Genomic DNA, 25,482 nt, shown 5'->3' on the forward strand with positions numbered 1-25,482 from the left:
CTGCAGGCCCCATAGCGTGTTGGCAAGGGGCAAGGCTGTCGGGCCGGGCTCTTCAGGCGGAGGCGGCGTGGGTGTCCGTGGGGTTCGCCGCACCCCGGCACCTCTCCGCATAGAGGCCGTAGAAGCGGGCCAGCCGCGCCGGCGCGCTCGCCGCCAGCGCTTCGGCGAGGGCCGCCGCCTCTCCGAAGCTTCCGGCACCGTAGGCGGCCATCAGCGCGCCGTGCCGCTCTTCCAGTCGGGAGAAGGCGTCGGACCGCGAGAAATCCGGGTCGCCGGCAAGGAGATAGAGCTGGCTCGCCTTGGATTTGCCCTTGAGCATGAGGAGGTCGGCCTCGAGGAAGGCGAGGTCGCCCGCCGCCTCGCGCGTTGCCTCGGAGACGAGGATGTCCACCCGCATGGACTTGGTGGCACCCTCGATGCGGGAGGCGAGGTTCACGTCGTCGCCAAGGCAGGAATATTCGAGACGCTGCGCCGAGCCGAGATTGCCGACGCAGCAGGGCCCGGTGGCGAGGCCGACGCCACAGCGCACGGGGTGCCACGGCCGCCCCTCCGCCTCCGCCGCGCGGCGCCACTCCTCGTTCAGCGCTTCCAGCCGGGCGGACATGGCGAGAGCGCAGAGCGCGGCGTTGCGGGCGTGGGCGGCGTCGTCCACCGGCGCATTCCAGAAGGCCATGATGGCGTCGCCGATATATTTGTCGATGGTGCCGCCATGGGCGAGCACCACCTCCGTCATGGGCGTGAGATAGGCGTTCATGAAGCGGGTGAGGGCCTGCGCGTCCATGGTCTCGGACAAGGAGGTGAAGTCGCGCAGGTCGCAGAACAGGATGGTGATCTCGCGCGTCTCGCCGCCCAGCACGAGGCGTTCCGGGTTTTCTGCCAGACGCTCCACCACCTTGGGCGAGACGAAGCGGCCGAACACCGAGCGCACCCATTTCTTCTGCCGCTGCTCGTCGCGATAGAGGGCGAGCACGCCCATGCCGTAGACGGCGAGCACCGCCGCCCCCGGCCCCATGGGGTCGAGCAGCAGGTCGAAGCGGGTGAAGGCCAGCCAGGCGCCTGCGCCAAGCGCCGCCACGACGGCGAGGCCAAGCATTCCGGCAATGGGCGCGGACACGCGGGGCAATGCGAGCGCCAGCACGAGCCCGAGCAGGCCGGTGAGCACGATCTCGGCCCCGCGCGCCCAGTCCGGCCGCACGAGGCGGGCACCGGCGACGATGTGCTCGATGAGCTGCGCCTGGATCTCCACGCCGGGCACCGCCGCATCGAGCGGCGTCGCGCGCGTGTCCATCAGCCCCGGCGCGCTGGAGCCGACGAGGATGATGCGCCCCTCCACCTCGGCGGGCGGAACCTTGCCGTCCAGCACGTCGGCGGCGGAGAGAAAGCGTCGGGGGTCAGTGGCGGTGAAGCGCACCCGCACCTCGCCCGCGGCATCGGTCGCCACATCCAGAGCGCCGATCTTCACCGCCGTGATGCCGGACTTGGTGCCGAAGGCCTGATCGCCGCTGGCGTTGGAGGCCCGCACCACATAGGTGGACGCGCCCTGCGCCACGCGCAGCGCTTCCGCCGACAGGCTCGGCACCAGCTTGCCGTCGAGGCCGAGGAGGATGGGGACCCGCCGCACCACCTGATCGCGGTCAGGCAGCCAGTTCAGCGCGCCGATGCCGCGGGCGGCGGCGCCCAGCTCCGGCAAGGGCGCGACCGCGCCGGAGAAGCGCGGCACGAAGGCGCGCGGATCGTCGCCCGCGCTGGCCATGCCCCATTTCTCCGCATAGGCGCCGCCTCTGCCGTGGGTGAGGATGGCGCCGAGGACCGAGGGGCTGGCGGCCAGCGTGGTGGCGAGCTGATGGTCGGAGCTGTCCCGGCCGGCAAGGGCGGCCTCGGCCGGGGCACGGGCCTCGGCGGGCAACAGCTTCACCACGGCGGCAGGATCGAGCCGGTCTGGCTCGGAAAATACCATGTCGAAGGCGATGGCTGCTGCGCCGAGGTCGGCCAGCTTTTGCGTCAGTTCGGCGATGGTGGTGCGGGGCCAGGGCCACTGGCCCACGCGGGCGAGGGAGGCGTCGTCCACGTCCACCACCCGCACCGGCAGATCAGGGTCGTAGGGGCGAGGGGCGGCGCGCTGGTAGAGGTCGAACAGGCCGTTGCGCAGGTCCTGCAAGGGCGCGGGATCGGCCCCCATCACCAGAAGGCCGGCAGCAAGGGGGCCGCCGACGGCGAGCCAATAGAGGCGGGACCACATGCGGCAGGCGATTTCCGTTGCGACGACGGGAGCCTAGCGCGGCAAAAGGCGAGCGGGAAGGCGGGGTGAAAGGCGGGGCCATCCGCGTCCCGGGAGGCTGGCTTGCAGGAGGCCTGCGCCGGGAGGCGGCGCAGCGCGCCTTCCGTCCGCAGCCTGACCGGGACGGACGCTCAGCTCGCCAGCCGCCGCTCGGCGATATAGGCGCGCAGAGCTTCTTCCGTCATGGGACGGCCGAGATAGAAGCCCTGCACCTCGTCGCAGGAATCGGCCTTGAGGACGGCGAGCTGGCTTTCCGTCTCCACGCCTTCTGCCACCACCTGCATCCCGAGCGCCCGGCCGAGGCCGAGAATGGCCTGGACGATGGCGAGCGCCCCCTTGCTCTGGTCGAGGTCGCCGACGAAGCGGCGGTCGATCTTGAGCGCGTCGAACGGGAAGGTGCGCAGATAGCCGAGCGAGGAATAGCCGGTGCCGAAATCGTCCATGGACAGGCGGACGCCGAGCTTCTTCAGCCCTTCGAGGATGTCGAGGGCCTTGTCGGTGTTCTCGATCAGTACGCTCTCGGTGATCTCCAGCTCCAGCCGGTGGGCCGGCAGGCTGGTGGCCCGGAGCGCGGATTCCACCGTGCCGACGAGTTCGCCGTTGCGGAACTGGACCACCGAGACGTTCACCGAGACATTCAGCTCGGGCAGGCGGGAAATGGTGTCGCAGGCCTTGCGCAGCACCCATTCGCCGAGCGGGATCACCAGCCCGCTCTTCTCGGCGATGGGCACGAACTCGTCAGGCGCGAGGCGGCCGAGCTGGGGGTGGTCCCAGCGGATCAACGCCTCGACGCCGAGCAGTTCCAGCGTGCGCGCGTCGCAGCGCGGCTGGAACAGCAGCACGAATTCATCGGATACGATGGCGCGTCTCAGGTCGCCTTCCAGCGTCCGGCGCCCGGCCATCTCGTCGTTCATGTCGGCCGCGAAATAGCAGCAGGCGCCCGGCCCCTCCTCTTTCGCGCGGTTGAGGGCGAGTTCGGCGCAATGAATCAGGCTGTCGGGCTCGTGGGCATCCAGAGGCGCGAGCGCGATGCCCATGTCGGCCTGCGGATAGGCGACGGCGCCGGAGGGCAGCGCCACCGGCACGCTCAGCGCCGCCTGCAACCGGCGGTGGAGCCCGTCCACGGCCTTCGAATCGGCGAGGCCGGTGGCGACCAGAATGAACTCGTCGGCGCCGACGCGGGCGACGAGATCGTTGTCGCGCACACAGCGGCGCAACCGCCGCGCGGTCTCGGCGAGGATCAGGTCGCCGGAGGCGAGCCCGTACATCTCGTTGAGCTGGCGGAAATTATCGATGTCGAGCGCAAACACCGCAAGCGTGCGCCGGCCTTCCTGCGGCGAGCTGAGCGCGCCGGCGAGGAACTCCATCATCAGTAGGCGGTTCGGCAGGCTGGTTACGGGATCATGCAGCGCAAGATATTCCGATTGCCAGGGGCCTCGCGCTACTTCATTGGCATCGCTCACGATTCACTCTTGCCGCTCATGGCGACGGCGTTCCCGTTCCCTGCCACCACGAGGGTGGCCGGGCGGCCTCCGGCGCATCTTTTCCTCCCCCGAACCCCTCCAGCGCTCTGTGTCGCCGGTTGTCCGAGCTCGGAAACCGTCGGCATCGTGGGGCCTCCCCCGAGCGGTGGCAATAGGGATATCGCCGTAAGGTTCACAGTCGTCAAGCTTCCTCTGGTATTTGAACACCTGCGGCCGATGGCACGTCAAGGTTGAGCACGACCCGCATCACCGAGGGATCGTCGCTGCCCGGCGTCGCCTTGAAGCCGAGATCCTCGGCGAGGCGCAGCATGGGGCCGTTCTCGCGCATGACGTCTCCAAATACCTGCCGCAGTCCCCGCTTCCTGGCGTGGGCGAGAATCTCGCTCATCAGCTGGAAGCCGAGGCCTTTGCCCTTGAAATCCGACCGAACCATGATCGCGTATTCGGCGGCGTCGTTGTCGGGGTCCGCGATGATGCGCACCACGCCGCAAATGTCGCCATTGTCCTCCTGCGCCACGAAGGCCATCTCGCGGTCGTAGTCGATCTGCGACAGGCGGGCCGCCATCAGGTGCGGGAAGTCCTTCACCGAGCCGAGGAAGCGCATCCGCACATCCTGCGGGTCGGAGCGGTGCACCACATCCACGAGGCCGGGCTCGTCCTCCGGCCGGATCGGCCGCAGCGCCACGGTCGAGCCGTCGGTCAGCTCCAGCGTCTTCGACAGGTCGGACGGGAAGGGCTTGATGGCGAAGCGGTCGGTGCCTTCCACCCGCGTCGGATGCACCACGATGCGGGCATCGAGGGCGAGGACGCCGTGCTCGTCGGCGAGCAGGGGGTTGATGTCCAGCTCGGCGATCTGCGGCAGGTCGGCGAGCAGCTCCGCCACCTTCACCAGCGTGCCGGCCACCGCATTCATGTCGGCGGGCGGATGGTCGCGATAGCCGGCCAGCAGCTTCGCCACCCGCGTGCGCTCGATCATCTCGCGGGCCAGCACCCCATTGAGCGGCGGCAGCGCCACCGCCCGGTCGCCGATGACCTCCACCGCCGTGCCGCCCTGTCCGAACAGCACCACCGGGCCGAAGGTCTTGTCGTAGCCGATGCCGGCGATCAGCTCCTGGGCATTGGGGCGGCGGATCATAGCCTGCACCGTGAAGCCCTCGACGCGGGCGCCGGGGCGCTTCTCCGCGACGGAGGCGATGATGGCCCGGCAGGCATCCTCGACGGCCGCGGAGGTGCGCAAATCGAGCCGCACGCCGCCCACGTCCGACTTGTGGGTGAGATCGTGGGACAGCACCTTCACCACCACCGGGAAGCCGATGTCCTGCGCGAGGCGCCCGGCCTCCTCGGGGCTGGTGGCGATGCGGGTATCCACCACCGGGATGTCATAGGCGGCGAGCACCGCCTTCGCCTCCACCTCGGTCAAGGCCGAGCGGCCGGCGGCGAGAACCCCTTCCACCAGCCGCCGGGCGGCGGGGCGGTCGGGCTCGTCGAAGGAGCGCGCGGGCGGGGTCTCCATCAGGAGCGTCTGGTTGCGCTGGTAGGCGACCAGATGGCCGAAGGCGCGGACCGCCTCGTCCGGCGTGTCGTAGGTGGGAATGCGGCGTCCGGCGAAACGGCGGCGGGCACTGGCGGCGGCGCTCTCGCCCAGCCAGCAGGTGAGCACGGGGGCGCGCGGGCGCGTCTCCAGCACGGCCATCACCCCGTCGGCGGCGGCGCTGCTGTCGGAGAGGGCGTTGGGCGCGTGCAGCACCAGCACGGCGTCGGAGCCCTTGTCCGCCAGAAGCGCCTTCAAGGCGGCGCCGTAGCGCGCGCCGTCCGCATCCGCCTGGATATCCACGGGATTGGAGCGCGACCAAGTGCGGGGCAGGGCCTTGTCGAGGGCTTCCACCGTCGCCGGCAGGAGGGTGCCGAGCCGGCCGGCGCTGCCCTCCAGCGCGTCCACCGCCACCACGCCGGCGCCGCCGCCATTGGTGAGGATGGCGAGCCGCTCGCCGGCGAGGCGGATGCCGGCGGAGAGCGTCGTCACCGCCTCGAACAGTTCACGCATCTCGTGGACGCGCAGCATGCCGGCGCGCCGCAGCGCGGCGTCGAACACGAGATCGCTGCCGGCGAGGACGCCGGTGTGGGACAAGGCGGCCTGAGCCCCCGCCACGCTGCGCCCGGCCTTGATGACGATGACCGGCTTGGCGCGCGCCGCGATCCGCCCGGCCGACATGAACTTGCGGGCGTCGGCGATGCTCTCGACATAGAGCAGGATGGCGCGGGTGGTGTTGTCGAGGGCGAGATAGTCGAGCAGGTCGCCGAAATCCACGTCGGCCTTCTCGCCCAGCGCCGCCACGTGGGAAAAGCCGAAGCCGCGGGCATGGGCCCAGTCGAGCACCGCCGCGGTCATGGTGTCGGACTGGCTGACGAAGGCCACGTCGCCCTTGGCCGGCATCAGATGGGCGATGCTGGCATTGACGTGGGCGCGGGTGGAGATGAAGCCGAGGCCGTTGGGTCCGATGATGCGCAGGAGGTGCGGTCGCGCCGCATCCAGCAGAGCCTGACGCTGCTCCGCGCCCTCGAACTGCTCGCCCGGGCCATAACCGGCCGGCAGCACCACGGCGGCGCGGCAGCCCTTCTCGCCGAGTTGGGAGATGACGCGCGGCACCTCGTCGGGCGGCGCGGCGACGACGGCGAGGTCCACCGGGATCGGCAGGTCCGCCACCGAGGCGTAGTTGAGCGAGGAGCGGATGGCCCGCTCCTTCGGGTTGACGGAGAGGATGGGCCCCTCGAACCCCGCCTCGAACAGGTTGCGCGCGGCCAGCGCGCCGACCGTGCCGGTGCGGTTGCTGGCGCCCACCAGGGCAATGGCACGGGGATGGAAGAGGGCGTCGAGATTGCGCGTGGTCATGGCGGCCTCGATGCTTCGGATCCCGGCCTCAGGTGCGGCGCGGCGGTCCGTCGGTAACGCTAGGGAAAATGGGGCAAGTGGGAAAGAACGAATCGTTTCAGCAGGGGAAGGAGCGCGCAAAGCTATCGCGCACCGCCTCGGCCAGCTGGTTGCCGAGGAGCGGCTTCTCGATGATCGCGACCCCCTGGTCGGTGGCGCGCCGACGCACATGCAGGGCCGGGTTGCTGGTGATGAGGAAGGCCGGCAGATGCACGTGGCGCCGGTCGAGTTCCCGGAGCAGGTCGAGGCCGTTGATCCCCGGCAGATTGTAGTCCACAATCATACAACCATCGCAGGATAGGTCGGCCGCGAGGATATCCTCGGAACGTGCATAGGTCTGCACGTTGAAGCCATCCACCTCCAGGGCGAATTTCAGTGAGCTGCAGACCGCCGGGTCATCGTCGACGATATGGACGACGAACGCGGGCGGCTCTTCCAACGCCATCATCCCAACGGTTCTCCCACGACCCGTTCGCGGGTCCGCGTGGTCGGTGCGTCATAACCTACTTTGGGAGGGGGCTCCGGGGCCTTGCGTTAGATCAAGCGCGCCAAGGAGCGGGGTCGATACCGAAAGGGCGGTACCTTGGTCAGGTCGGACGCGGCGCGATGCCGGCGAGCAGCGCCATGCGCACCAGTTCCGACAGGCTCTGCGCCTTCATCTTGGTCATCACATTGGCCCGGTAGACCTCCACCGTGCGGGGGCTGATGCCGAGCTCATAGGCGATGGTCTTGTTGGCCTGTCCGGCCACCAGACACTCGAGCACCTGCCGCTCGCGCTGGGACAGGCCGCCGATGCGGTCCACCACCTGCTCGCGCATGGCATCGTGCTGGCTGGTCTTCTGGCGGCGGTCGAGCGCGGACTTCACGGTGTCGAGGATCGCCACGTCGTCGAACGGCTTTTCCAGGAAATCGGCGGCGCCGAGCTTCATGGCCTCCACCGCCAGCGGCACGTCGCCGTGGCCGGTCATGACGATGACCGGGACGCTGGAGCCCTTGTCCTTCAGATGCTGGAGCAGATCGATGCCGGTCATGCCTGGCATCCGAACGTCGGTGATGATGCAGCTCGTGGCCGGGTCGGCGGCGGGCAGCCCCGCCTCCACGAACAGGCGGGCGGATGCGTGCTCGTGCACCACGTGGCCGGCGGTCGAGAGCAGGAAGGCGAGGGATTCGCGCACCGCATCGTCGTCGTCGATGACGTGGATCACCGCTGTCTCCTGCTCAATCATGCACCGCCTCCGCATCGCCCACGGCGCGGAGGGTGAAACGGAATACGGCGCCGCCGCCGGGATTGGGCTCGGCCCAGATGCGGCCCCCATGTGCCTCGATGATGGTGCGCGAGATGGAAAGCCCCACGCCCATGCCGTGCCGCTTGGTCGTGACGAAGGGCGTGAACAGCTGCGCGCCCATCTCCGCTGAGATGCCGTGCCCGGTATCCGAGACGCTGATCATCACCATGTCGTCCTCTACCGCCTCCGTCCGGACCAGAAGCTGGCGACGCGGTGTCTCCATCATTGCCTCCAGGGCGTTGCGCATCAAGTTCAGCAGGACCTGCTGGACCTGAACCTTGTCGGCCAGAACGAGGTCGCATTTGGGATCATAGAGGAAGCGCACCTGGATGCCGTGCTCCTTCGCCCCCACCAAAGCAAGGGCGCTCGCCTCCTCCACCAGCTTGGCGAGGCTCTCCACCCGCCGCTCGCTCTCGCCGCGGGAGACGAAATCCCTGAGGCGGCGGATGATCTGGCCCGCGCGCAGGGCCTGCTCGCCCGCCTTTTCCAGCGCCCCCTGCAACAGCTCCACCCGCACCGCGCCGCCGTCGAGAAGACGGCGCGAGCCCTTGATGTAGTTGGCGATTGCGGACAAGGGCTGATTGAGTTCGTGGGCCAGCGTCGAGGCCATCTCGCCCATGGCGGTGAGGCGGGAGATGTGGACCAGCTCGGCCTGCAGTTCCTGAAGGCGCGCCTCGGTCTGCTGCCGTTCGGTGAGGTCGCGGATGAAGCCGGTGAAGAACCGCTCCGAGGTGGAGCGCATCTCGCCCACCGCCAGCTCCATGGGAAAAGTGCTGCCGTCCTTGCGCTCGCCCACCACCACGCGGCCGATGCCGATGATCCGCCGCTCGCCTGTGGCAAGATAGCGCGCGATGTAGCCGTCATGCCCCTCGCGATGGGGCGAGGGCATGAGCACCGAGACATTCTGCCCCACCGCCTCGGCCGCGGTGTAGCCGAACAGGCGCTCCGCCGCGGTGGAGAAGGAGCGCATGAGGCCACGCTCGTCGATCACCACCATCGCATCCGGGACGGTGTCGAGAATGGAAGAGAGGTGCGCCTCGCGGGCCAGCAAATCGCGATCGCGCGCCGCCGCGTCGAGGCGGGTGCGGCGCAGGCGCTCGCCGAGCACCGCGATGCCGAGCCCCACGGCGAGGAACAGCGCCGGCGCTGCCAGATCGAGCCGTGCATCGATGCTGGAAAGGCCGCGCAGCGCGACGCCACCGGCAAAGGCGACGGCGACCGCCGCACCGCCGGCCACGAGGCCGCGTCCGGACACCAGAATGATGACCGCGAGCTGCAGCAGCAGCGCTTCGCCGCTCAGCGGCTGAAGCCCGGCGAGACGGCAAAGCAGAAGGGCGACGAGCGCCGCGGCAGCGCCGCGCGCGGCATCGCCGAGCATCTGCTTGTTCCCGTGCGCCACAGGCCCCTCCGCCGCCGCCAATGCCATACCGCCCGCCACTTTATGCGACGTCCCGCCGCTACGTAATAGTACCTAAGGGGACCGACTTAAGTGTTCGATCCGAATTTTTCCCGTGCCTTCCGCCGGTTATCCCTTTCTCAACTCCGATGGAAGGGTCAACCGATGCCGAGCCCCGCAGCAGCGATCGCCCACAAGACCTACGCCCAGCCCCGGGCTTACGACAGCAAGTCTTTCGCCGAGCCCCTGTCTTCTGCACGGCCCGCCCATCGCTGGACCGAGGAGGCTGACACGCGAACCCCCACTGAAGTGGTCGCGCGCCTCGGAGTGGTTGCGAGCTACGCCCGCAACGCCGAAATCTTCGGCGAGGATCAGCCGGCCGAAAATCTCTACATCGTTCTGTCCGGTGCCGTGCGCATCTGCAAGCTGCTCGGCGACGGCCGGCGCCAGATCGAGACCTTCTGCCTCCCCGGCGACGTGTTCGGCTGGGAGATGACCGGACGTCATCGCTTCTCCGCCGAGGCGGTGAGCGAATGCAAGATCGTGCGGGTGAAGCGCTCGATCCTGTTCTCCCGCGCCTCCGACGACGCGGAACTCGCCCATGCCTTGTGGGCGCTGACCGCGGCCGAGCTTGGCCGCGCCCAGGACCACCTCCTCGTCCTCGGCCGCAAGACCGCTCAGGAGCGGGTCGCCACCTTCCTCCTCGACATGGCCGAGCGCGCTGGCGCGGGCCAGGGTCCGAACGGGGTCGAGGTGACGCTGCCCATGTCGCGGCAGGACATCGCGGACTTTCTCGGCCTCACCATCGAGACCGTGTCGCGCACCCTGACCCATCTCGAAGAGATTTCCGCCATCGCCCTGCCGTCCTCGCGCCGCGTGGTGCTTCGTGACGGTGCGACGCTGAAGCGCCTGAATTCCTGACTCTTCCCCCGGCACGCTGCGCTCTCTCCGATTAGCAGCGTTCCCCCTTAGGCCCGCTCCGGCCCCTGGCCTCGGCGGGCCTTTTCTTTTGTGCCCGTGCGTTTCGGTGTGTTGGCCTTTGGTGTCCCGGCCGAGCTGTCCCGGCCGGGGAGCTCAGCCTAGACGGCGGCCGCGTGCCGCTTCTTTTCCGGCGCAGCCGCCCGGCTGGCCACGAGGCGCGCGTCGAACACGGCGCACACCACCCGGGTGAACGGGCGCGCCGCCTCCGGCACTTCCACCACGGCGCCGCGCCGCATCGCCAACCCGTCGGCGATCAGGGGCTCCAGCGCTTCGATCTCGTCCGCGAACGTCTCCGGCGGGAAGCCGAAGCTCTGGCAGGCGGCATCGAGATTGACCGCGAGATCGCACATGAGGCGCTCGATGACATGGCGCCGCAGCCGGTCCTCGTCGCTCACCGCGATGCCGCGGGCGATGGGGAGCGCGCCGGCCTCCACCGCCTTGTGCCACTGAGGCGTGGCGGCGAGATTCTGCACATAGCCCTGGGGCAGCGCCCCGATGGCCGAGGCGCCGAAGCCGATCAGCACTGGCGCGTCGTCGGTGGTGTAGCCCTGGAAATTGCGCTTGAGCGAGCCGTCCGCCGCGCGCTGGGCCATGGGGTCGCCGGCCTTGGCGAAATGGTCCAGCCCAACCGCCCGATAACCGTGGCCCGCGAGGATACCGGCCACCAGTTCCGCCTGGGCGAGCCGCTCGGCGGGGCCGGGCAAGGCGTGCTCGGGGATGAGCGCCTGATGCTTCTTCATCCACGGCACATGGGCATAGCCAAACACGGCGATGCGGTCGGCATCGAGCGCCAGCGCCGCTTCCACCGTGCGCCGCACGGAGGCCTGATCCTGATGCGGCAGGCCGTACATGAGATCGAGGTTCAGCGCGTCGATGCCCGCCGCCCGGAGCGCGTCGGCGACCGCCTGCGTCTCCTCCAGCGACTGGTGGCGGCCGATGGCCTCCTGCACCTGCGGGTCGAAATCCTGCACGCCGAGGCTGGCGCGGTTGAAGCCCTCGCGGGCCAGCACCGCCACCTTGTCGGCATCCATCACCCGCGGATCGATCTCGATGGCGATCTCGGCATCGTCGGCGAAGGCGAAGACATCGCGCAGCGCCAGCATGATCGCGGCGAAGTCCTCATCCGCCAGCATGGTGGGCGTGCCGCCGCCGAAATGCAGATGGCTCAGCTTCATCCGCCCCGGCAGATGGCGGGCGACGAGGCCTATCTCGTCCACGAGTCGGTCGGCATAGGCCTTCACCGGGGTGCGGCTGCGCGCCACGGCGGTCTGGCAGCCGCAATAGAGGCAAAGCTCGGCGCAGAACGGAACGTGGATGTAGACCGAGACCGTGCCGTCCGGCCGCAGCTCCTTGAGCCAGCGGGCGTAGGTCGTGGCATCGACCTCGGGGGAGAAGTGCGGCGCGGTGGGGTAGCTGGTGTAGCGCGGCACTGGCTGCCCGTAGCGGGCGAGAAGGGTGTTCGTATCGGGGCGGGTGATATCGGGGCAGGTCATGCCGGCGACCATGCCGCCGGCCGCCGGCCTGCGCCTTGATGTGGCGCAAGCCCTTGTTCCCTCACGCGCTTGTTCCGCCGTCCCCGCTCAGTAGGAGAGGAAGGCGCCGGCGAAGATGCCCTGGGCCCGGTCGTCGCCCGCAAGCTTCCAGCGATACTGGAGCGTGAAGTCGAGGTAGGAGCGCGGAGCGGTGTATTCGTCCTCGTTGAACCAGTAGCGGGCGGTGATGCCCGGACCGATGCCCATGGCGAACGGCGTCGCATAGGCGGTGTCGTAGCCGCCGCCGATGGCGATGTAGGGCCACAGCACCAGATGGTCGGAGATGGCGTCCATCCGGAAGGCCTGGCCGTAGCGGCCTTCGAAGGTGGCGACCGTCTCCGGCAGGCTCACGAAGTAATTATAGTCGGCATAGATCTGCCAGGCCCGCCAATTGTCCACGTCCACCCGAAGATCCGTACCCTCCGCCTTGGAATAGGCGGCGCGCAGCAGAAGATCGTTGCGGGAGAACTGGCCGACGGGGAAGAGGTAGGAGATTTCGAACACCAGGTTCTCGGTCGAGAACGGCTTCCAGCGTGCGCCGACAGAGCCCTGGATGGTGTCGAAGCCTGTGGCCCCGCCATTGTCCGCATAGACCGTGCCGAAGCCGCGCACGAACAGCTCGAAGATCGAGCCGTCGCGATAGCCGATTCCGGGCGGGCGCCAGTAGATTTCGCCGCCCGTGCCCACCGTGTGGTTGGCGCCGTTCGATGTCTGCGGGACGAGGTAGGACCCGGGCGCCACGCCCACCGGGCCGTAGCTCACCGAGGCATAGGCGCCCCAGGTGCGCGTCAGCTCGGCCACCTCGCGCCTGAGGCCGAAGAGATATTGCGGGTCGAGCTGAAGCTTGCCTTCGCGCGCCTCGTCGATGGCCGACTTGAAGTAATCGACCGCCTCCGCATTGTGATAGGTGCGGCGGGCATTGTAGGCGGCGTTGATGAGGTTGGTGCCGCGCAGCCGCCAGCGGCTGTTCGCCTCAGAGAAATACTCGTAGGCGAGTTCGTCGTCGCCCGCCTGGCTCGCCAGAACCGCGAGGTCCACCGCCTTCATGCCGCGCAGGGCGCCGCTGTTGTAGGCGTTCTGGAACAGCGCCCGCGCCTCGTCCTTGCGGCCGAGCTGGGAGAGCACGCCGATGCGGGCGGAGAGCATCGCCATCCGCTCCTGCGAAGTGCGCGCCCGGGCCGCAGCGCGGGTGAAGGCGGCAAGGGCGCCTTCCTTGTCGTCGAGGGCGAGGGAGGCGAAGCCGAGCCGCGCCTGAACCTCGTAGCTGTCCTCGTTGGCGTAGGGCTGGAGCGCCCAGATGGCGACTTCCGGCTGTTTGGCAGACAGCGCCGCGTCGGCGAGGCCGAGGCGCACGATGCGCACCTGGGCCGGCGGCAGGTTGGGCGAGCCGAGCGCCGCCTTGTAGTCGGCGACGGCGCCGGAGAAGTCCTTGGCCTGCATGCGCAGGTTGGCCCGCTGCACCAGAAGGGTGGCATCGCGCGGGCTGGCCGCGAGCAGCCGGTTGGCCACCGCCTCGGCCTCGCTGTAGCGGCCGGCGGAGCTCAAGGCATTCAGGAGAAGCGTCTGGTAATTGCGGTTGCCGGGCTCGGCATCCACCGCGCGGCGGGCCTCGGTGACGGCGGTCGCATAGTCCTTGCGGCCGAATGCGGCATAGGCGGCGCTGGCCGCGGCATAGCCGGGGGAGCCGGGATTGAGGCCGGCGACGCCCGGCGCCTGCATCTGCGGATTGGCGAACACCGAGCAGATGACGCCATAGCTCGTTGGCTGGCACAGCACGGCCGGCTGCTGGAGGGACGGCTTGGCGGCGTTCGGCGCCTTCACCTGCGCCTCCGCCTGCTTGCGCAGGACGCCGACCTCCTTGTTCTTGCCCGCGTCCAGCGGCTCCAGCGTCTTCAGCGCCTGCTCGGGCTGTCCGGCCGCCATGGCCGCATTGGCCGCGATCAGCCGGTAGTTCAGTTCCTCGAGGTCGGTCAGGAGGTTGCTGTTGAGGACGGTGTCGAACTCTTGCACGGCCTCCGCGCGCTGCCCGGTCTTCTGCAGCAGCCAGGCGCGCAGGATGTGCGGCAACGGCTCGTTCGGATTGTCCGCCACGGCGCCCGAGGCCGCCGTCTCGGCGTCCTTGAACTGGCCGGCGGCCATCAGCGCGTCGATGAGGACGATGCGGAAGATGAGCGCATCGGGCGCCCGCTCCACCGCCTGCCGGGCCGAGGTGACGGCATTCGTCGCCTTGCCGCGGCCGATGTCCTTGATGGCCTGCACGGCCATCGGCTCGGCGAGGCGTTTGTCATTGGCCGCGCGCAGGGCGATCAAAGAGGGGTCGTTGTCACCCTGGCTGATGGCATCGCGGATGGCGACGTCCAGCTCCTTGTACTTCTTGGAGCGATCAAGCGAATCGATCAGCAGGCGCCGCCACTGGGCATTGCCGGGATTTTCCTTCAGCGCTTCCCGGATGCGGGCTTCGGAGAGGTTGTCATTACCCTCGCGATAGGCCCCGAAGGCCTCGAGCGCAGCATCGTAGCCGGGGGTGTCGCTGACGCCCCCGCCGGGCGGCGTGGTGGCCGGGATGAGGCTGCAGGACGGGCCATAGGGCGTGTCGATGCACTTCTGGAACGGCACCGGCAACGTCTGGGCGGCATTGGCCGGGACGACTTTCGAATTGCGCTCCTGCGCGCGGGCGACACGCAAGCGCGCCTGCACCGCCGCATCGGGCTCCACCGGTTCCAGAAGCTTGATCGCCCGCTGGGGGTGGCCGGCGGCAATGGCGGCATCCGCCATCACGAGGCGCGCATCGTGGGCGGTGGGCCCGGTGAGCACTTCGTCCTTCAGCGCCGTATCGAAATCCTGCTCCGCCTCAGCCACCTTGCCGAGGCGCATGCGGACATAGCCGCGCAGAGTGCGCGGCAGGAAGGACTGCGGATCCACCTGGATGGCTTCGCTCGCCGCCTTGTCGGCCGCCTCCAGCTGGCCGTCGGCCAGCAGCGTGTAGACGAGGAGCACGCGATAGCTGAGGTCGTCGGGCACCAGCGCGACGGCCTTGCGGGCCTGCTCGATGGCGGCCTTCGGATTGGATGCCTCCAGCGCCTTGTTCGCGGCGACCGAGGGCTCCTGCGCCAGCACGCGGCTCTGGGAGCGAACCCGGGCCGTGAGCGCCTGATCGGTGATGCCGGCGGCGATGGCTGCGTTGCCGGCGACGACCGCTTCGGCGGTCTTGCCCTGGGCATCCAGCGCATCCATCAGCAGTAGCCAGAGCCGCGCCACGTCGGGGCGCAGCTTGAGCGCCTCGCGGGCGTAGGTCACCGCATCCGCATATCTCTTCTCGCGCTGGGCTGCGTAGGCGCGGTCGGCCGCCACCCACGCCGCTCCGGTCAGTTCCGGCGGCTGCGGGGCCGGGGTCACCTGCGGAGACTGCGGTGCCTGCTGAGCCTGCGGCGCTTGCGACGGCTGGGGCGACTGCGCCCATGCCGGCCCCGCCGCGAGCGTCAGCGCCGCGATCGATGTCGCCAGCAGGTGGCCGAGAGCGATGTCGCGCAGCAGCCTCTTCCGATCCCGGTCGAGGGCAGGCGCAGGGCAGGTGCGGAAGTGAATCGCGGTGGTCATGTGGCTACCATCGCAGCGATTACTTAAACCGCAGTTAACCTTAACGGGTAGAGTTAATAATCACGCACCGTAAACGGATCGTTTACTTTGTCGGCCCTTTCGTTGCCAAAGCGTAAACAGAAACGGCGCGCGAGGGGGCTTTCCTCGCGCGCCGTTAACACTTTGGCAGGAGACCTTAACGGAAATCCTATCGCCGCACCGCCGCCAGCATGCGGTCGCGCCAGATCTGGGGCGGCATGATGGAGGGCACGTCCCACTGGTCGGTCGCCTGCGGCCCGCTATGGAACGGCCCCTCGTTGAACTGCCAGAGCAGCACCTGGGGCGGGCTCTTCGCGAAGTCGGGCGAGCTCACATATTGCAGGAAGGTCGCCCACGGGCCGACATTGCCCGGGTTCCAGGTAAGCGACACCGGCCGGTCGAGGGCGTTGGAGAGCTTCTGCGGGAAGCCGAGATAGGGCTGCACGAAGCTGTTGCCGATGATGTGCACCGGCGCGGGAGCCGAATCCAACAGCGATGTCTTGGCCGGTGCCGGCGTGCGCACAGTATAGAGGTCCGGCCCGATCTGCTTCTGCTGGTCCGGCGTGAGGAAACGCTGTGCCAGATCGCCGAGATGGCGCTGCGTGACCCATTCGCCGAGCTTGTCGCCGGGCGGGCTGCCGGCGAGCTTGCCAACCTTGGCCTTGATGGCCTGCGCCACCGCATCCGCCGCCGCCTCCGAGGCCCAGGCGGTCCAGTGGTAGTCGGCGCGGTAGAAGCTGGTCTGCTTGCCCGTCTGCACCGACTTCAGGGCCGAGCGCAGGTCCACGGTGTCGATGCCGGCCTTCCGGAGCTGGTCGACGATGAAGTCGTACTGGCCGGCGACATCGGCGGAGACCGTCGTCCCGTCCGGAAGCTTCTCCTTGTAGAAGGGCGCTTTCATGGGCACGACCATGACCATCAGGGTCACGTTGCGCGTCGCAAGGGCCGCCTTCGTTTCCTGCAGAAGGGCGACGTTGGCGGTGATGCCCGCCCGGTCGAGAACGGAGATGCTCTCCCAGCCCGGGAACAGCCAGCCATCCTTGCCGGTGATGACGCCGCTGTTCTGCGCTGCGGCCGGCAGTGGTGCACCGACAATGCCCGCCGCCATCAGGCCGCCCGCCAGCATGCTCCCGGCCAGGAAGCGGCGGCGGGTGAAGGCGCGTCCAGCGCCGGCAAACGTCGTCATTTCGCATCTCCCAGAAAGCGGCGCTCGACATCCGTCAGCGGCCGGGTGAGCGCCCGCATGGGGAATTCCCACACCACGAGACGGGTTTCAGCCAGAATCTGCGGCTCGTCCATCAGAAGTTCGAGAAGCTGGCCGGCAAATCCGGAGCCGTCGCGGCTCTTCTGCGCCACCTCATAACCTGAGGCGGCCTGGAGAAATTCGAGGAAGCCGGAATTGCGCGAGAAGGAGGAGCCGGCGAGCACCACCTGCGGTCCCGGTACGTCATCCAGAAGGCCGCCGCTGCGGGCGATGGTGGCCGACACCTCCGGTTCCTGGTCCGGCTGGGGGCCGGACCAGCGCCAGGTGCGCTCCAGCCCGGCGAGCCGCATGAGGTCGCCGACGCGCGTTTGGGGCGGGCTCTCCGCAAGGGTGATCTTCTGCGTGCCCGGACCGATGCGCTTGCGCATCGCCTCCGCCACCCGGACGGCGGCCAGCTTCGCGCCGGCGACGTTCCAATGGGTGTCGGTGCGCAGGAAACCGTCTGCGCCGGGGAATCCCGGGGCAATCTCCACCTGATCGAGCCCGAGCGCACGGCTCTGCGCCCACCACGCATCCGATCGCCAGCGCGCTTCGCCGGAGACAGAGGTGCCGCACAGATGCTCCGCCGCCAGAAGGGCCTTGTCTGGAGCGGGGAGCACCACCAGCGCGAGATTTCGCGCCGCGAACTGGTCGCGGATCTTCGCCGCGATCTTCAGCCGGGTCTCGAAATTGGCCCGCCCCTGTGGCGTCTCGATCAGCTCCTCACGGTAGAACAGCCAGCCGGGGCAGCCGGCGCGCACGAGATCGCCGGCATCGCCCAGCACCTTGTAGGCGAGGCCGGAGACCATATCCTCCAGCCCCGTCAGCTTGGGCAGCGCTGCCGTGATCTGCTTGTCGAGCACCGCGGTGAAGCGGCCGTCGAGGACATTCTCGCGGGTTGCCGCCGCCGCGAGCGCGGTGCGTGCCTCCTCCCCCCTGAGATGCACGGCGACGAAGCCGAGGCCGGTTAGCATCAGCGCGAGAAAGGCGAGGGTCGCGAGGGCGCGGGCGAGATGCGGCATCGTCCCCCCTCAGAACTGGAAATAGAGGAAGGGCACCACCATGCGCCCCTGCAGCACCAGCACGGCGAACAGGAACAAGGGCAGTGCCGCCCAAGCGCGCAGCCAATGGCCGGGATTGGGCGCGGAGGGGTCGATGCGCATGACCTTCGGCAGATAGACGAGACCGATGCCGAGCACGATGGTGGCGATCTCCACCGGCCGGATGGCCGCGCCCATGGCCGGGCTCAGCGCCACGCCGTTGGTGCCGGCGAGGCCGGAGAAGATCACCCCCGCCTCGGCCCAGCTCTGCGCCCGGAACAGGGCCCAGCCGACCATGACGAAGGCCAGCGTGAGGATATGGCCGGCGAACGCCCCGGTTCCCGGCAGGCCGAGATTCTTCCACACCCGCCCCACCATCAGCCCGAAGCCGTGCCACAGGCCCCAGATCAGAAACGTCCAGCTCGCCCCGTGCCACAGGCCGCCGAGACCCATGGTGATGAGGAGGTTGGTGGAGACACGGGTGGTGGAGCCGCGGTTGCCGCCCAGCGAAATGTAGAGATAGTCCCGCAGCCAGCTCGACAGCGAAATGTGCCAGCGCCGCCAGAACTCCGAGAGCGAGGTGGAGAGATACGGGTTGTCGAAATTCTCCGGGAATTTGAGGCCCACCATGAGGCCGAGGCCGATGGCCATGGCGCTGTAGCCGGAGAAGTCGAAATAGAGCTGGAGCGTGTAGCCGGTGACCGCGAGCACCACATCCGCCGTGCTGGGATGGGCGATGGCGTAGCCGGCATCCACCAGGGGGGCCAGCGTATCGGCGATCAGCACCTTCTGGGCGAAGCCGAGCATGAAACGCTCGACGCCGAACATGAATTCGGCCCGGTGGAAGGTGCGCTCCTTCAGGCGCTGCGCCACCCATTCGTAGCGCACCACCGGGCCGGCCACGAGATGGCCGAACATGGACTGGTAGGTGGCATAGTTCACGAACGAGGGTTCGGCCTTCACCGTCCCGCGGAACACGTCGGTGGAATAGGAGATGGCGCCGAACACGAAGAACGAAAGCCCGATGGGCAGGAGCACGTCCGGCCAGCCCCAGACCGAGGCGGTGAGCACCTCGGTCGAATGCACCAGCATGTTGGCGTATTTGAACCAGACGAGGGATGCGAGCGGCCAGACGATGCCGACGAACAGCGCCCAGCCCCGTGCCCGCCCTTCGGCGCGGGAGATCCACAGGCCCGTCGCCCACGACCAGATGGCGATGGAGACGATGAGCGGCAGGAAGTCCGCCCGCCACCACGCATAGAACAGCCAGGAAAAGGCGAGGATGGCGAGGTTGCGCGCCATGCCGGGCGTCAGCGCATAGACGATGAGGAAGACCGGCAGGAACAGGAAGAGGAAGCTGTCGGAAGCGAAAACCATGGGGCCGGATCAGTTGCCCGGACCGCGATAGGGCTCGGTCTCGTCGCGCTGGCCGGCCAGCTTCGGCCCGTTGGCGCCGGGCAGCAGGAACAGGCTGTAATGGTCGCCGGCCTTCAGCGGCGGCAGCTTCAGCGGCTGCGACACCGCCGTTCCGCAGCTTGCCGCCAGCACCGCCTCGATGGGGTTGATGGCGCGCTGGCGGGTGTCGTTGGTGGCGACCCCCTCGAACACGACCGGGCCACCATCCGCCACCACCACGCTCGCCGCGCAGCCGGGGACCAGATTGTAGACGCGCAGCTGCGCCTTGAGGTCGTTGCGGCCCTCGGTGGGGTCGGCGATCACCACCGCCGGCCCGGAGGCCGGGACGATGACGGTGGAGAAGGCATCGGCGGGCGGCACGATGCTGCCCTCGGCGGGCTTTCCCGCGAGGCTGACGGCGAGGGGGGCGCCGCCCTTCACGATGCGGTAGATGGTGGCGGTGTCGCCAGCCGGGACGGGTGCCGCCGGCGCGCTGCCGATGCCGACGGGCGCGCCGCTGGCGGCAAGATCCACCACGCGGACATAGGCCGAGCCGGTGGGCGGCTTCGGCGCATAGAGGCGCGTCAGCTCCTGAGCATCGGCCGTGCCCGCGAAAACGGCGAGCGTGGCGGCTGCCAGAGCGAACCGCCGCACAGTACGGCCCGAAACGGTCAAAGCGGCATTGGATGCGGGCATGAGCGCGATCCCGGACTGACCGGCAGACCCTGCGCCGGTTTCACCTGCGACAGTTAGGGGTTGCATCCCGTCAAGGCAACGGAGCGACCCCTTCAACCGCCGTTAAGGTTACGGGATAAGGTCACCATGCGCCACCGGCCCCGGCTCACGCACATTTGGCGGCCAGCGCCTGCGCCACCTTGGAGGCCGGCGTGCGGCCGAGCGCCGCGGTGATGGCCCGTCCGGCAGCCGCGAGGCGATCGAGGTCCACGCCCGTCTCGATGCCGAGGCCATTGAGCATGTAGACGAGATCCTCGGTGGCGAGATTGCCGGACGCGCCCTTGGCATAGGGACAGCCGCCGAGCCCCGCCACGGCCGAATCCACCGACGCGACGCCGATATCGAGGCAGGCCAGCACGTTGGCCAGCGCCTGCCCGTAGGTGTCGTGGAAATGGATCGCGGTGCGCTCAAGGCCGATGCGCTCGGCCACGGCGCCGGTCACCGCCTGCGCTTTGTCCGGCGTGCCGACGCCGATGGTGTCGCTCACCGAGACCTCGTAGCAGCCCATGGCGGTGAGGGCTTCCGACACCTCTACCACCTTCGCCACCGGCACCTCGCCTTGATAGGGACAGCCGAGCGCGCAGCTCACATAGCCGCGCACCGCCACGCCGCGCGCGCGGGCGAGATCGATGAGCGGGGTGAAGCGCTCCAGGCTCTCGGCGATGGTGCAGTTGATGTTCTTACTTGTGAAGGCCTCCGAGGCTGCGGTGAACACCGCCACCTCCTCGATGCCACAGGCGAGCGCCAGCTCCAGCCCTTTCAGGTTGGGCGCCAGCACGGTGTAGCGCACGCCTGCCCGGCGGTTGATGGCGCCCAGTACCTCGGCGGTGTCGGCCATCTGCGGCACCCACTTGGGCGAGACGAAGGAGCCGGCCTCGATCATCTTCAGCCCAGCATCGGCGAGGGCATCGATGAGCGCCACCTTGGCGTCGAGGGGCACGATGCCGGGTTCGTTCTGCAGCCCGTCGCGAGGACCGACCTCGACGATACGAACGGAAGCGGGGCGGGCCATCAGGCGTCCTCCAGAACCAGAAGCTCGGCGCCCTCGTCCACGAGGTCGCCCACGGCGAATTTCAGCGCCTTGACCTTTCCGTCGCGGGGCGCGGCGACGGTGTGCTCCATCTTCATCGCCTCCACAACCACGAGGGCGGCGCCCTTCGTCACCTCCTGCCCTTCCTCCACCGCGATGCGGATGATGGTGCCGGGCATGGGCGCGACGAGCCGGCCGGCGGTGCCGGTGGCCGCCTGCGAGGCGAGGCGCGGGTCGATGAAGTCCACCGCATGTTCCCCGCCGCGCACGAACACGGTGAGGCGATTGCCGGTGCGGATCACCCGCGCCGACAGGGCCACCCCGTCGAGGCGGGCACGCAGGCTGCCGTCCGCCTCCGCCTCGCCCTCCACCGCCACGTCGCCGCCGGGCAGGGCCAGGATGAAGCCGTGGGGGCGGAAATGGGCGCGGATGGCGATGCGCTCATCGCGGTCGGCGAAGGTGAGGTCCACATGGGCGTCGCGGTTGAGCCGCCAGCCGGGCGCGAGGCCCCAGGGCGACCACGGATCGGCCGCATCCACCGTCTCGGCGGACTGGCGGGCCTCCTCCTTCAGGACGAAGAGGGCGGCGAGTGCCAGCACCGTGTCATCCACCGGCGTCGGTGCGGGCAGCAGTACGTCCTGATGGCGGGCGATGAAATTGGTGTCGAGCTCGGCCGCCGCAAACGCCGGATGCGCGGCGATGGCCTTGAGGAACACCCGGTTGGTGGCGAGCCCCACCACCTCGGTCGCGGCGAGCGCCGCCTCCAGTCGCCGCACCGCCTCCAGACGGTCGGCGCCGGAGACGATGATCTTGGCGATCATCGGATCGTAATGGATGGAGACCGTATCCCCGGCCCGCACGCCGGTATCCACCCGAGTGTGATCGAGGTGGGACGGCAGCACGAGATGATCGAGCCGGCCCACCTGGGGCAGGAAGTCCCGCGCGGGATCCTCCGCATAGAGCCGCACCTCGATGGCGTGGCCCTGAAGGGGGATCTCCTCCTGCGTCAGCGGCAGGGTCTCGCCCTGCGCAACGCGGAGCTGCCATTGCACGAGGTCCTGCCCGGTGATGGCCTCCGTCACCGGATGCTCCACCTGGAGGCGGGTGTTCATCTCCATGAAGTAGAAATGCTCGCCCTCGGCGATGAACTCCACCGTGCCGGCGCCGCGATAGCCCACGGCCTTGGCGGCATCCACCGCCGCCTTGCCCATGGCCGCGCGACGCTCCGGCGTCATGCCGGGGGCGGGGGCCTCCTCCACCACCTTCTGATGGCGCCGTTGGATGGAGCAGTCCCGCTCGTGGAGATAGACGCAATTGCCGTGGCTGTCGGCGAAGACCTGCACCTCGATATGGCGCGGCGTTGTGAGATATTTCTCAACCAGCACCTTGTCGTCGCCGAACGCGCTCTTCGCCTCGCGCTGGGCGGAGGCGAGGGCCTCGGGAAACTCGTCCGCCGAGCGCACCACCTTCATGCCCTTGCCGCCACCGCCGGCCGAGGCCTTGATGAGCACCGGGAAGCCGATGCGCTCCGCCTCGCGGGCGAGCAGCGCGGGATCCTGATCCTCACCGTGATAGCCGGGCACCAGCGGCACGCCCGCTTTCTCCATCAGCGCCTTGGCGGCGCTCTTGGAGCCCATGGCGCGGATGGCCGAGGCCGGCGGGCCGACGAAGACGATGCCGGCCTGTTCGCAGGCGTCGGCGAAGGCGGCATTTTCCGAGAGGAAGCCGTAGCCGGGATGGATGGCATCCGCCCCGCTCTTCTTCGCCGCTTCGAGAATGGCGTCGATCCTGAGATAGCTTTCGCGCGCCGGCGCCGGGCCGATGGGATAGGCCTCGTCCGCCACCGCCACGTGCATCGCGTCGGCATCGGCCTGCGAATAGACCGCGACGGCACGCAGGCCGAGGGCCTTGGCGGTGCGCATCACGCGCACGGCGATCTCGCCGCGATTGGCGACGAGCAAAGTGCGGATGGGACGGATCATGCGGCCCCCCAATTGGGTTTTCTTTTTTCGAGGAAGGCGGTGACGCCCTCGCGGCCGTCGGCGCTGGCGCGCTGGTCGGCGATGCGGTGGGCAGTGTCGGCGATGACGGCATCGTCGAGCGGCCTGTCTACGGCGGCGACGAGCGCTTTGGTGGCGCCGAGCGCGGCGGGGCTCGCCGCCTTCAGCGCCTTGAGATGGCGGGCGATGGCCGCGTCCAGTTCCCCGGCGGGCACCACCTCATGGACGAGGCCCAGCTCCAGCGCCGTTGCGGCGGAAAACCGCTCGGCGGTGAGGAAATAACGCCGCGCCTGCCGCGCCCCCATGGCCCGAACCAGATACGGGCTGATGACCGCCGGGATGAGGCCGATGCGCACCTCGGTGACGGCGAATTCCGCCTCCGGCACCGCCACCGCGATGTCGCTGCACGCGATGAGCCCGGTCGCCCCGGCGAAGGCCGAACCGTGGATGCGCACGAGGGTGGGCTTGGGCGAGAGATCGATGGTGCGCATGAGCGCGCCCAGCCGCTCCGCGTCCGCGAGGTTCTCCTCCCGCGAATAGGCCGCCATGCGGCGCATCCAGTTGAGATCGCCGCCGGAGCAGAACACCGGGCCATTGGCGCGCAGCAGGATGGCGACGGCGGCAGGGTCTGCGATGGCCGTCTCGTAGGCCGCGGCGAGCGCGGCAATCAGCGCATCATCGAAGGCATTGCGCACTTCGGGCCGGTCGAGGGTGAGGATGGCGACGCCATCTTCGACGGTCGTGGTGAGGCCGGGCGTAGGCGTCGCCATCACATGCGGAACACGCCGAAGCGTGTCTCCTGCTCGGGGGCGTTGAGGGCGGCGGACAAAGCGAGGGCCAGCACCATGCGGGTGTCGGCGGGGTCGATCACGCCGTCGTCCCACAGCCGGGCCGAGGAATAATAGGGATGGCCTTGCACCTCGTACTGATGGCGGATGGGGGCCTTGAAGGCCTCCTCCTCCTCTGCCGGCCAGTTGCCGCCACGGCCCTCGATGCCGTCGCGCTTCACCTGCGCCAGCACATTGGCCGCCTGCTCGCCGCCCATCACCGAGATGCGGGCATTGGGCCACATCCACAGGAAGCGCGGATCGAAGGCGCGGCCGCACATGCCGTAGTTTCCGGCGCCGAAGGAATTGCCGATCACCACCGTGAACTTTGGCACCGACGCGCAGGAGACGGCGGTGACGAATTTCGCCCCGTCCTTGGCGATGCCGCCCGCCTCATACTTCCGCCCCACCATGAAGCCGGTGATGTTCTGCAGGAAGACGAGGGGAATATTGCGCTGGCAGCACAATTCCACGAAGTGCGCGCCCTTCAGCGCGCTCTCGGAGAAGAGGATGCCGTTGTTGGCGATGATGCCCACGGGATAGCCGAAGATGCGGGCGAAGCCCGTCACCAGCGTCGGCCCGTAGAGCGGCTTGAACTCGTCGAACTCGGAGGCATCGACGATGCGGGCGATGATCTGGCGGACATCGAACGGCTGCTTCGGGTCGGCCGAGACGATGCCGTAGATCTCCTTCGCATCGTAGAGCGGCGCGCGAGGCTCGCGGATGTCGAGAGAGTGGGCCTTGGTGGTGTTGAGGTCGGCGACGATGGAGCGGGCGATGCCGAGCGCATGGGCGTCGTTCTCCGCCATGTGGTCTGCGACGCCGGAGGTGCGGGTGTGGACGTCCGCCCCGCCCAGCTCCTCGGCGGTGACGACCTCGCCAGTGGCCGCCTTCACCAGCGGCGGGCCGCCGAGGAAGATGGTCGCTTGGTTCTTGACCATGATGGACTGGTCGGCCATGGCCGGCACATAGGCGCCGCCGGCGGTGCAGGAGCCCATCACCACCGCGATCTGCGGGATGCCCTGCGCCGACATGTTGGCCTGATTGAAGAAGATACGGCCGAAATGCTCGCGATCGGGGAAGACCTCGTCCTGGTTCGGCAGGTTGGCGCCGCCGGAATCCACGAGGTAGATGCACGGCAGGTGGTTTTCCTGCGCCACGCGCTGGGCGCGCAGGTGCTTCTTCACCGTCATGGGGAAATAGGTGCCGCCCTTCACCGTCGCGTCGTTGGCGACGATGACGCATTCGCGGCCCGAGACGCGGCCGATGCCGGTGATGATGCCGGCGGCGGGCACCTCGTCGTCATACATGCCGTAGCCCGCGAGCTGGCTGAACTCCAGGAAGGGCGAGCCGGTGTCGAGCAGCGTGCGGATGCGGTCCCGCGGCAGGAGCTTGCCGCGCTTCAGGTGCCGCTCGCGGGCGACGGCGCCGCCACCCTCCGCCACCTTCTCCACGACGGACCGCAGATCCGCGACGGAGGCTTCCAGCGCCTCGCGGTTGCGGCGGAATGCGTCGGAGCGGCGGTCGACCGCGTCCTCGATGATCGCCATGAGCGCTCTCGCCCCCAAATGCCCGGGCGCGCGGCCGACCGGCCCGATGATCGGCCGGATGCGCACGCCCTCTCGCCTCAAGAGAAACGATTTCCACAAGGACCGACGATCCTCGAGGAGCCCGGCTCTCGCGAACCGGCAGCGGGGCAGCCGGAGGCAAA

Annotated in this window: 17 protein-coding genes; 1 reads left to right on the forward strand and 16 read right to left on the reverse strand. The window is 69.0% G+C overall.

The features are described from left to right. Positions 1–52: 52 nt before the first annotated feature. The 6 genes from D7006_RS24770 to D7006_RS24795 all read right to left on the reverse strand — a co-directional run bounded on the left by D7006_RS24770 (position 53) and on the right by D7006_RS24795 (position 9,355). Entirely contained in the window at positions 53–2,239 is a 2,187-nt protein-coding gene (locus D7006_RS24770; RefSeq protein ID WP_237354957.1) for a CHASE2 domain-containing protein, read from the reverse strand. A 170-nt stretch (positions 2,240–2,409) separates the two neighbouring features. Next, positions 2,410–3,741 (reverse strand): bifunctional diguanylate cyclase/phosphodiesterase, encoded by a 1,332-nt coding sequence (locus D7006_RS24775; RefSeq protein ID WP_169123429.1) that lies wholly within the window; start codon positions 3,739–3,741, stop codon positions 2,410–2,412. Between the two features lie 202 nt (positions 3,742–3,943). Beyond that, complete coding sequence (locus tag D7006_RS24780; RefSeq protein ID WP_237354958.1) at positions 3,944–6,652, reverse strand: bifunctional acetate--CoA ligase family protein/GNAT family N-acetyltransferase; 2,709 nt, start codon at positions 6,650–6,652, stop codon at positions 3,944–3,946. A 97-nt stretch (positions 6,653–6,749) separates the two neighbouring features. Then, on the reverse strand, positions 6,750–7,139 hold the full coding sequence (locus tag D7006_RS24785) for a response regulator transcription factor (protein ID WP_237354960.1): 390 nt from the start codon (positions 7,137–7,139) through the stop codon (positions 6,750–6,752). Positions 7,140–7,278: 139 nt separating this feature from the next. Further along, on the reverse strand, positions 7,279–7,917 hold the full coding sequence (fixJ, locus tag D7006_RS24790; protein WP_169123426.1) for a response regulator FixJ: 639 nt from the start codon (positions 7,915–7,917) through the stop codon (positions 7,279–7,281). Continuing rightward, positions 7,910–9,355 carry a sensor histidine kinase gene (locus D7006_RS24795; protein ID WP_229646844.1) on the reverse strand — a complete coding sequence of 482 codons (1,446 nt, stop codon included), beginning with the start codon at positions 9,353–9,355 and terminating at the stop codon, positions 7,910–7,912. The genes fixJ and D7006_RS24795 overlap by 8 nt, the downstream gene beginning before the upstream one ends. A 183-nt stretch (positions 9,356–9,538) precedes the next feature. On the opposite strand from D7006_RS24795, the gene D7006_RS24800 reads away from it, so the two are divergent. After that, the gene (locus D7006_RS24800) at positions 9,539–10,294 is read left to right on the forward strand and encodes a helix-turn-helix domain-containing protein (RefSeq protein WP_169123425.1); all 756 of its coding nucleotides are present in this window, start codon (positions 9,539–9,541) and stop codon (positions 10,292–10,294) included. Between the two features lie 158 nt (positions 10,295–10,452). Here the strand turns inward: D7006_RS24800 and hemN are convergent, their stop codons facing one another. From hemN to D7006_RS24850, 10 genes are all read right to left on the reverse strand, one after another. Continuing rightward, a complete protein-coding gene (hemN, locus tag D7006_RS24805; RefSeq protein WP_237354962.1) occupies positions 10,453–11,847 on the reverse strand; it encodes an oxygen-independent coproporphyrinogen III oxidase in 1,395 nt (464 codons plus the stop codon). A gap of 87 nt (positions 11,848–11,934) precedes the next feature. Then, positions 11,935–15,483 (reverse strand): bacteriophage N4 adsorption protein A, encoded by a 3,549-nt coding sequence (locus D7006_RS24810; RefSeq protein ID WP_237354963.1) that lies wholly within the window; start codon positions 15,481–15,483, stop codon positions 11,935–11,937. 187 nt (positions 15,484–15,670) lie between these two features. Then, complete coding sequence (locus D7006_RS24815; RefSeq protein ID WP_237354964.1) at positions 15,671–16,687, reverse strand: twin-arginine translocation pathway signal; 1,017 nt, start codon at positions 16,685–16,687, stop codon at positions 15,671–15,673. Further along, positions 16,684–17,766, reverse strand: coding sequence for a hypothetical protein (locus tag D7006_RS24820; protein WP_237354966.1), 1,083 nt, complete (start codon positions 17,764–17,766; stop codon positions 16,684–16,686). Before D7006_RS24820 ends, D7006_RS24815 begins: the two co-directional genes overlap by 4 nt. Before the next feature lie 9 nt (positions 17,767–17,775). Next, the gene (locus D7006_RS24825) at positions 17,776–19,161 is read right to left on the reverse strand and encodes an MBOAT family protein (protein ID WP_237354967.1); all 1,386 of its coding nucleotides are present in this window, start codon (positions 19,159–19,161) and stop codon (positions 17,776–17,778) included. A 9-nt stretch (positions 19,162–19,170) separates the two neighbouring features. Then, a complete protein-coding gene (locus tag D7006_RS24830; protein ID WP_237354969.1) occupies positions 19,171–19,875 on the reverse strand; it encodes an alginate O-acetyltransferase AlgF in 705 nt (234 codons plus the stop codon). 145 nt (positions 19,876–20,020) lie between these two features. Then, on the reverse strand, positions 20,021–20,926 hold the full coding sequence (locus D7006_RS24835; protein ID WP_169123419.1) for a hydroxymethylglutaryl-CoA lyase: 906 nt from the start codon (positions 20,924–20,926) through the stop codon (positions 20,021–20,023). Beyond that, entirely contained in the window at positions 20,926–22,926 is a 2,001-nt protein-coding gene (locus D7006_RS24840; RefSeq protein ID WP_237354971.1) for an acetyl/propionyl/methylcrotonyl-CoA carboxylase subunit alpha, read from the reverse strand. Before D7006_RS24840 ends, D7006_RS24835 begins: the two co-directional genes overlap by 1 nt. Then, entirely contained in the window at positions 22,923–23,714 is a 792-nt protein-coding gene (locus D7006_RS24845; protein WP_237354974.1) for an enoyl-CoA hydratase-related protein, read from the reverse strand. The genes D7006_RS24840 and D7006_RS24845 overlap by 4 nt, the downstream gene beginning before the upstream one ends. Then, entirely contained in the window at positions 23,714–25,321 is a 1,608-nt protein-coding gene (locus tag D7006_RS24850; protein ID WP_237354975.1) for a carboxyl transferase domain-containing protein, read from the reverse strand. Before D7006_RS24850 ends, D7006_RS24845 begins: the two co-directional genes overlap by 1 nt. Positions 25,322–25,482 lie beyond the last annotated feature (161 nt).

The organism is Xanthobacter sp. YC-JY1, assembly GCF_021730305.1.
GTDB classification, from domain to species: Bacteria; Pseudomonadota; Alphaproteobacteria; order Rhizobiales; family Xanthobacteraceae; genus Xanthobacter; species Xanthobacter flavus.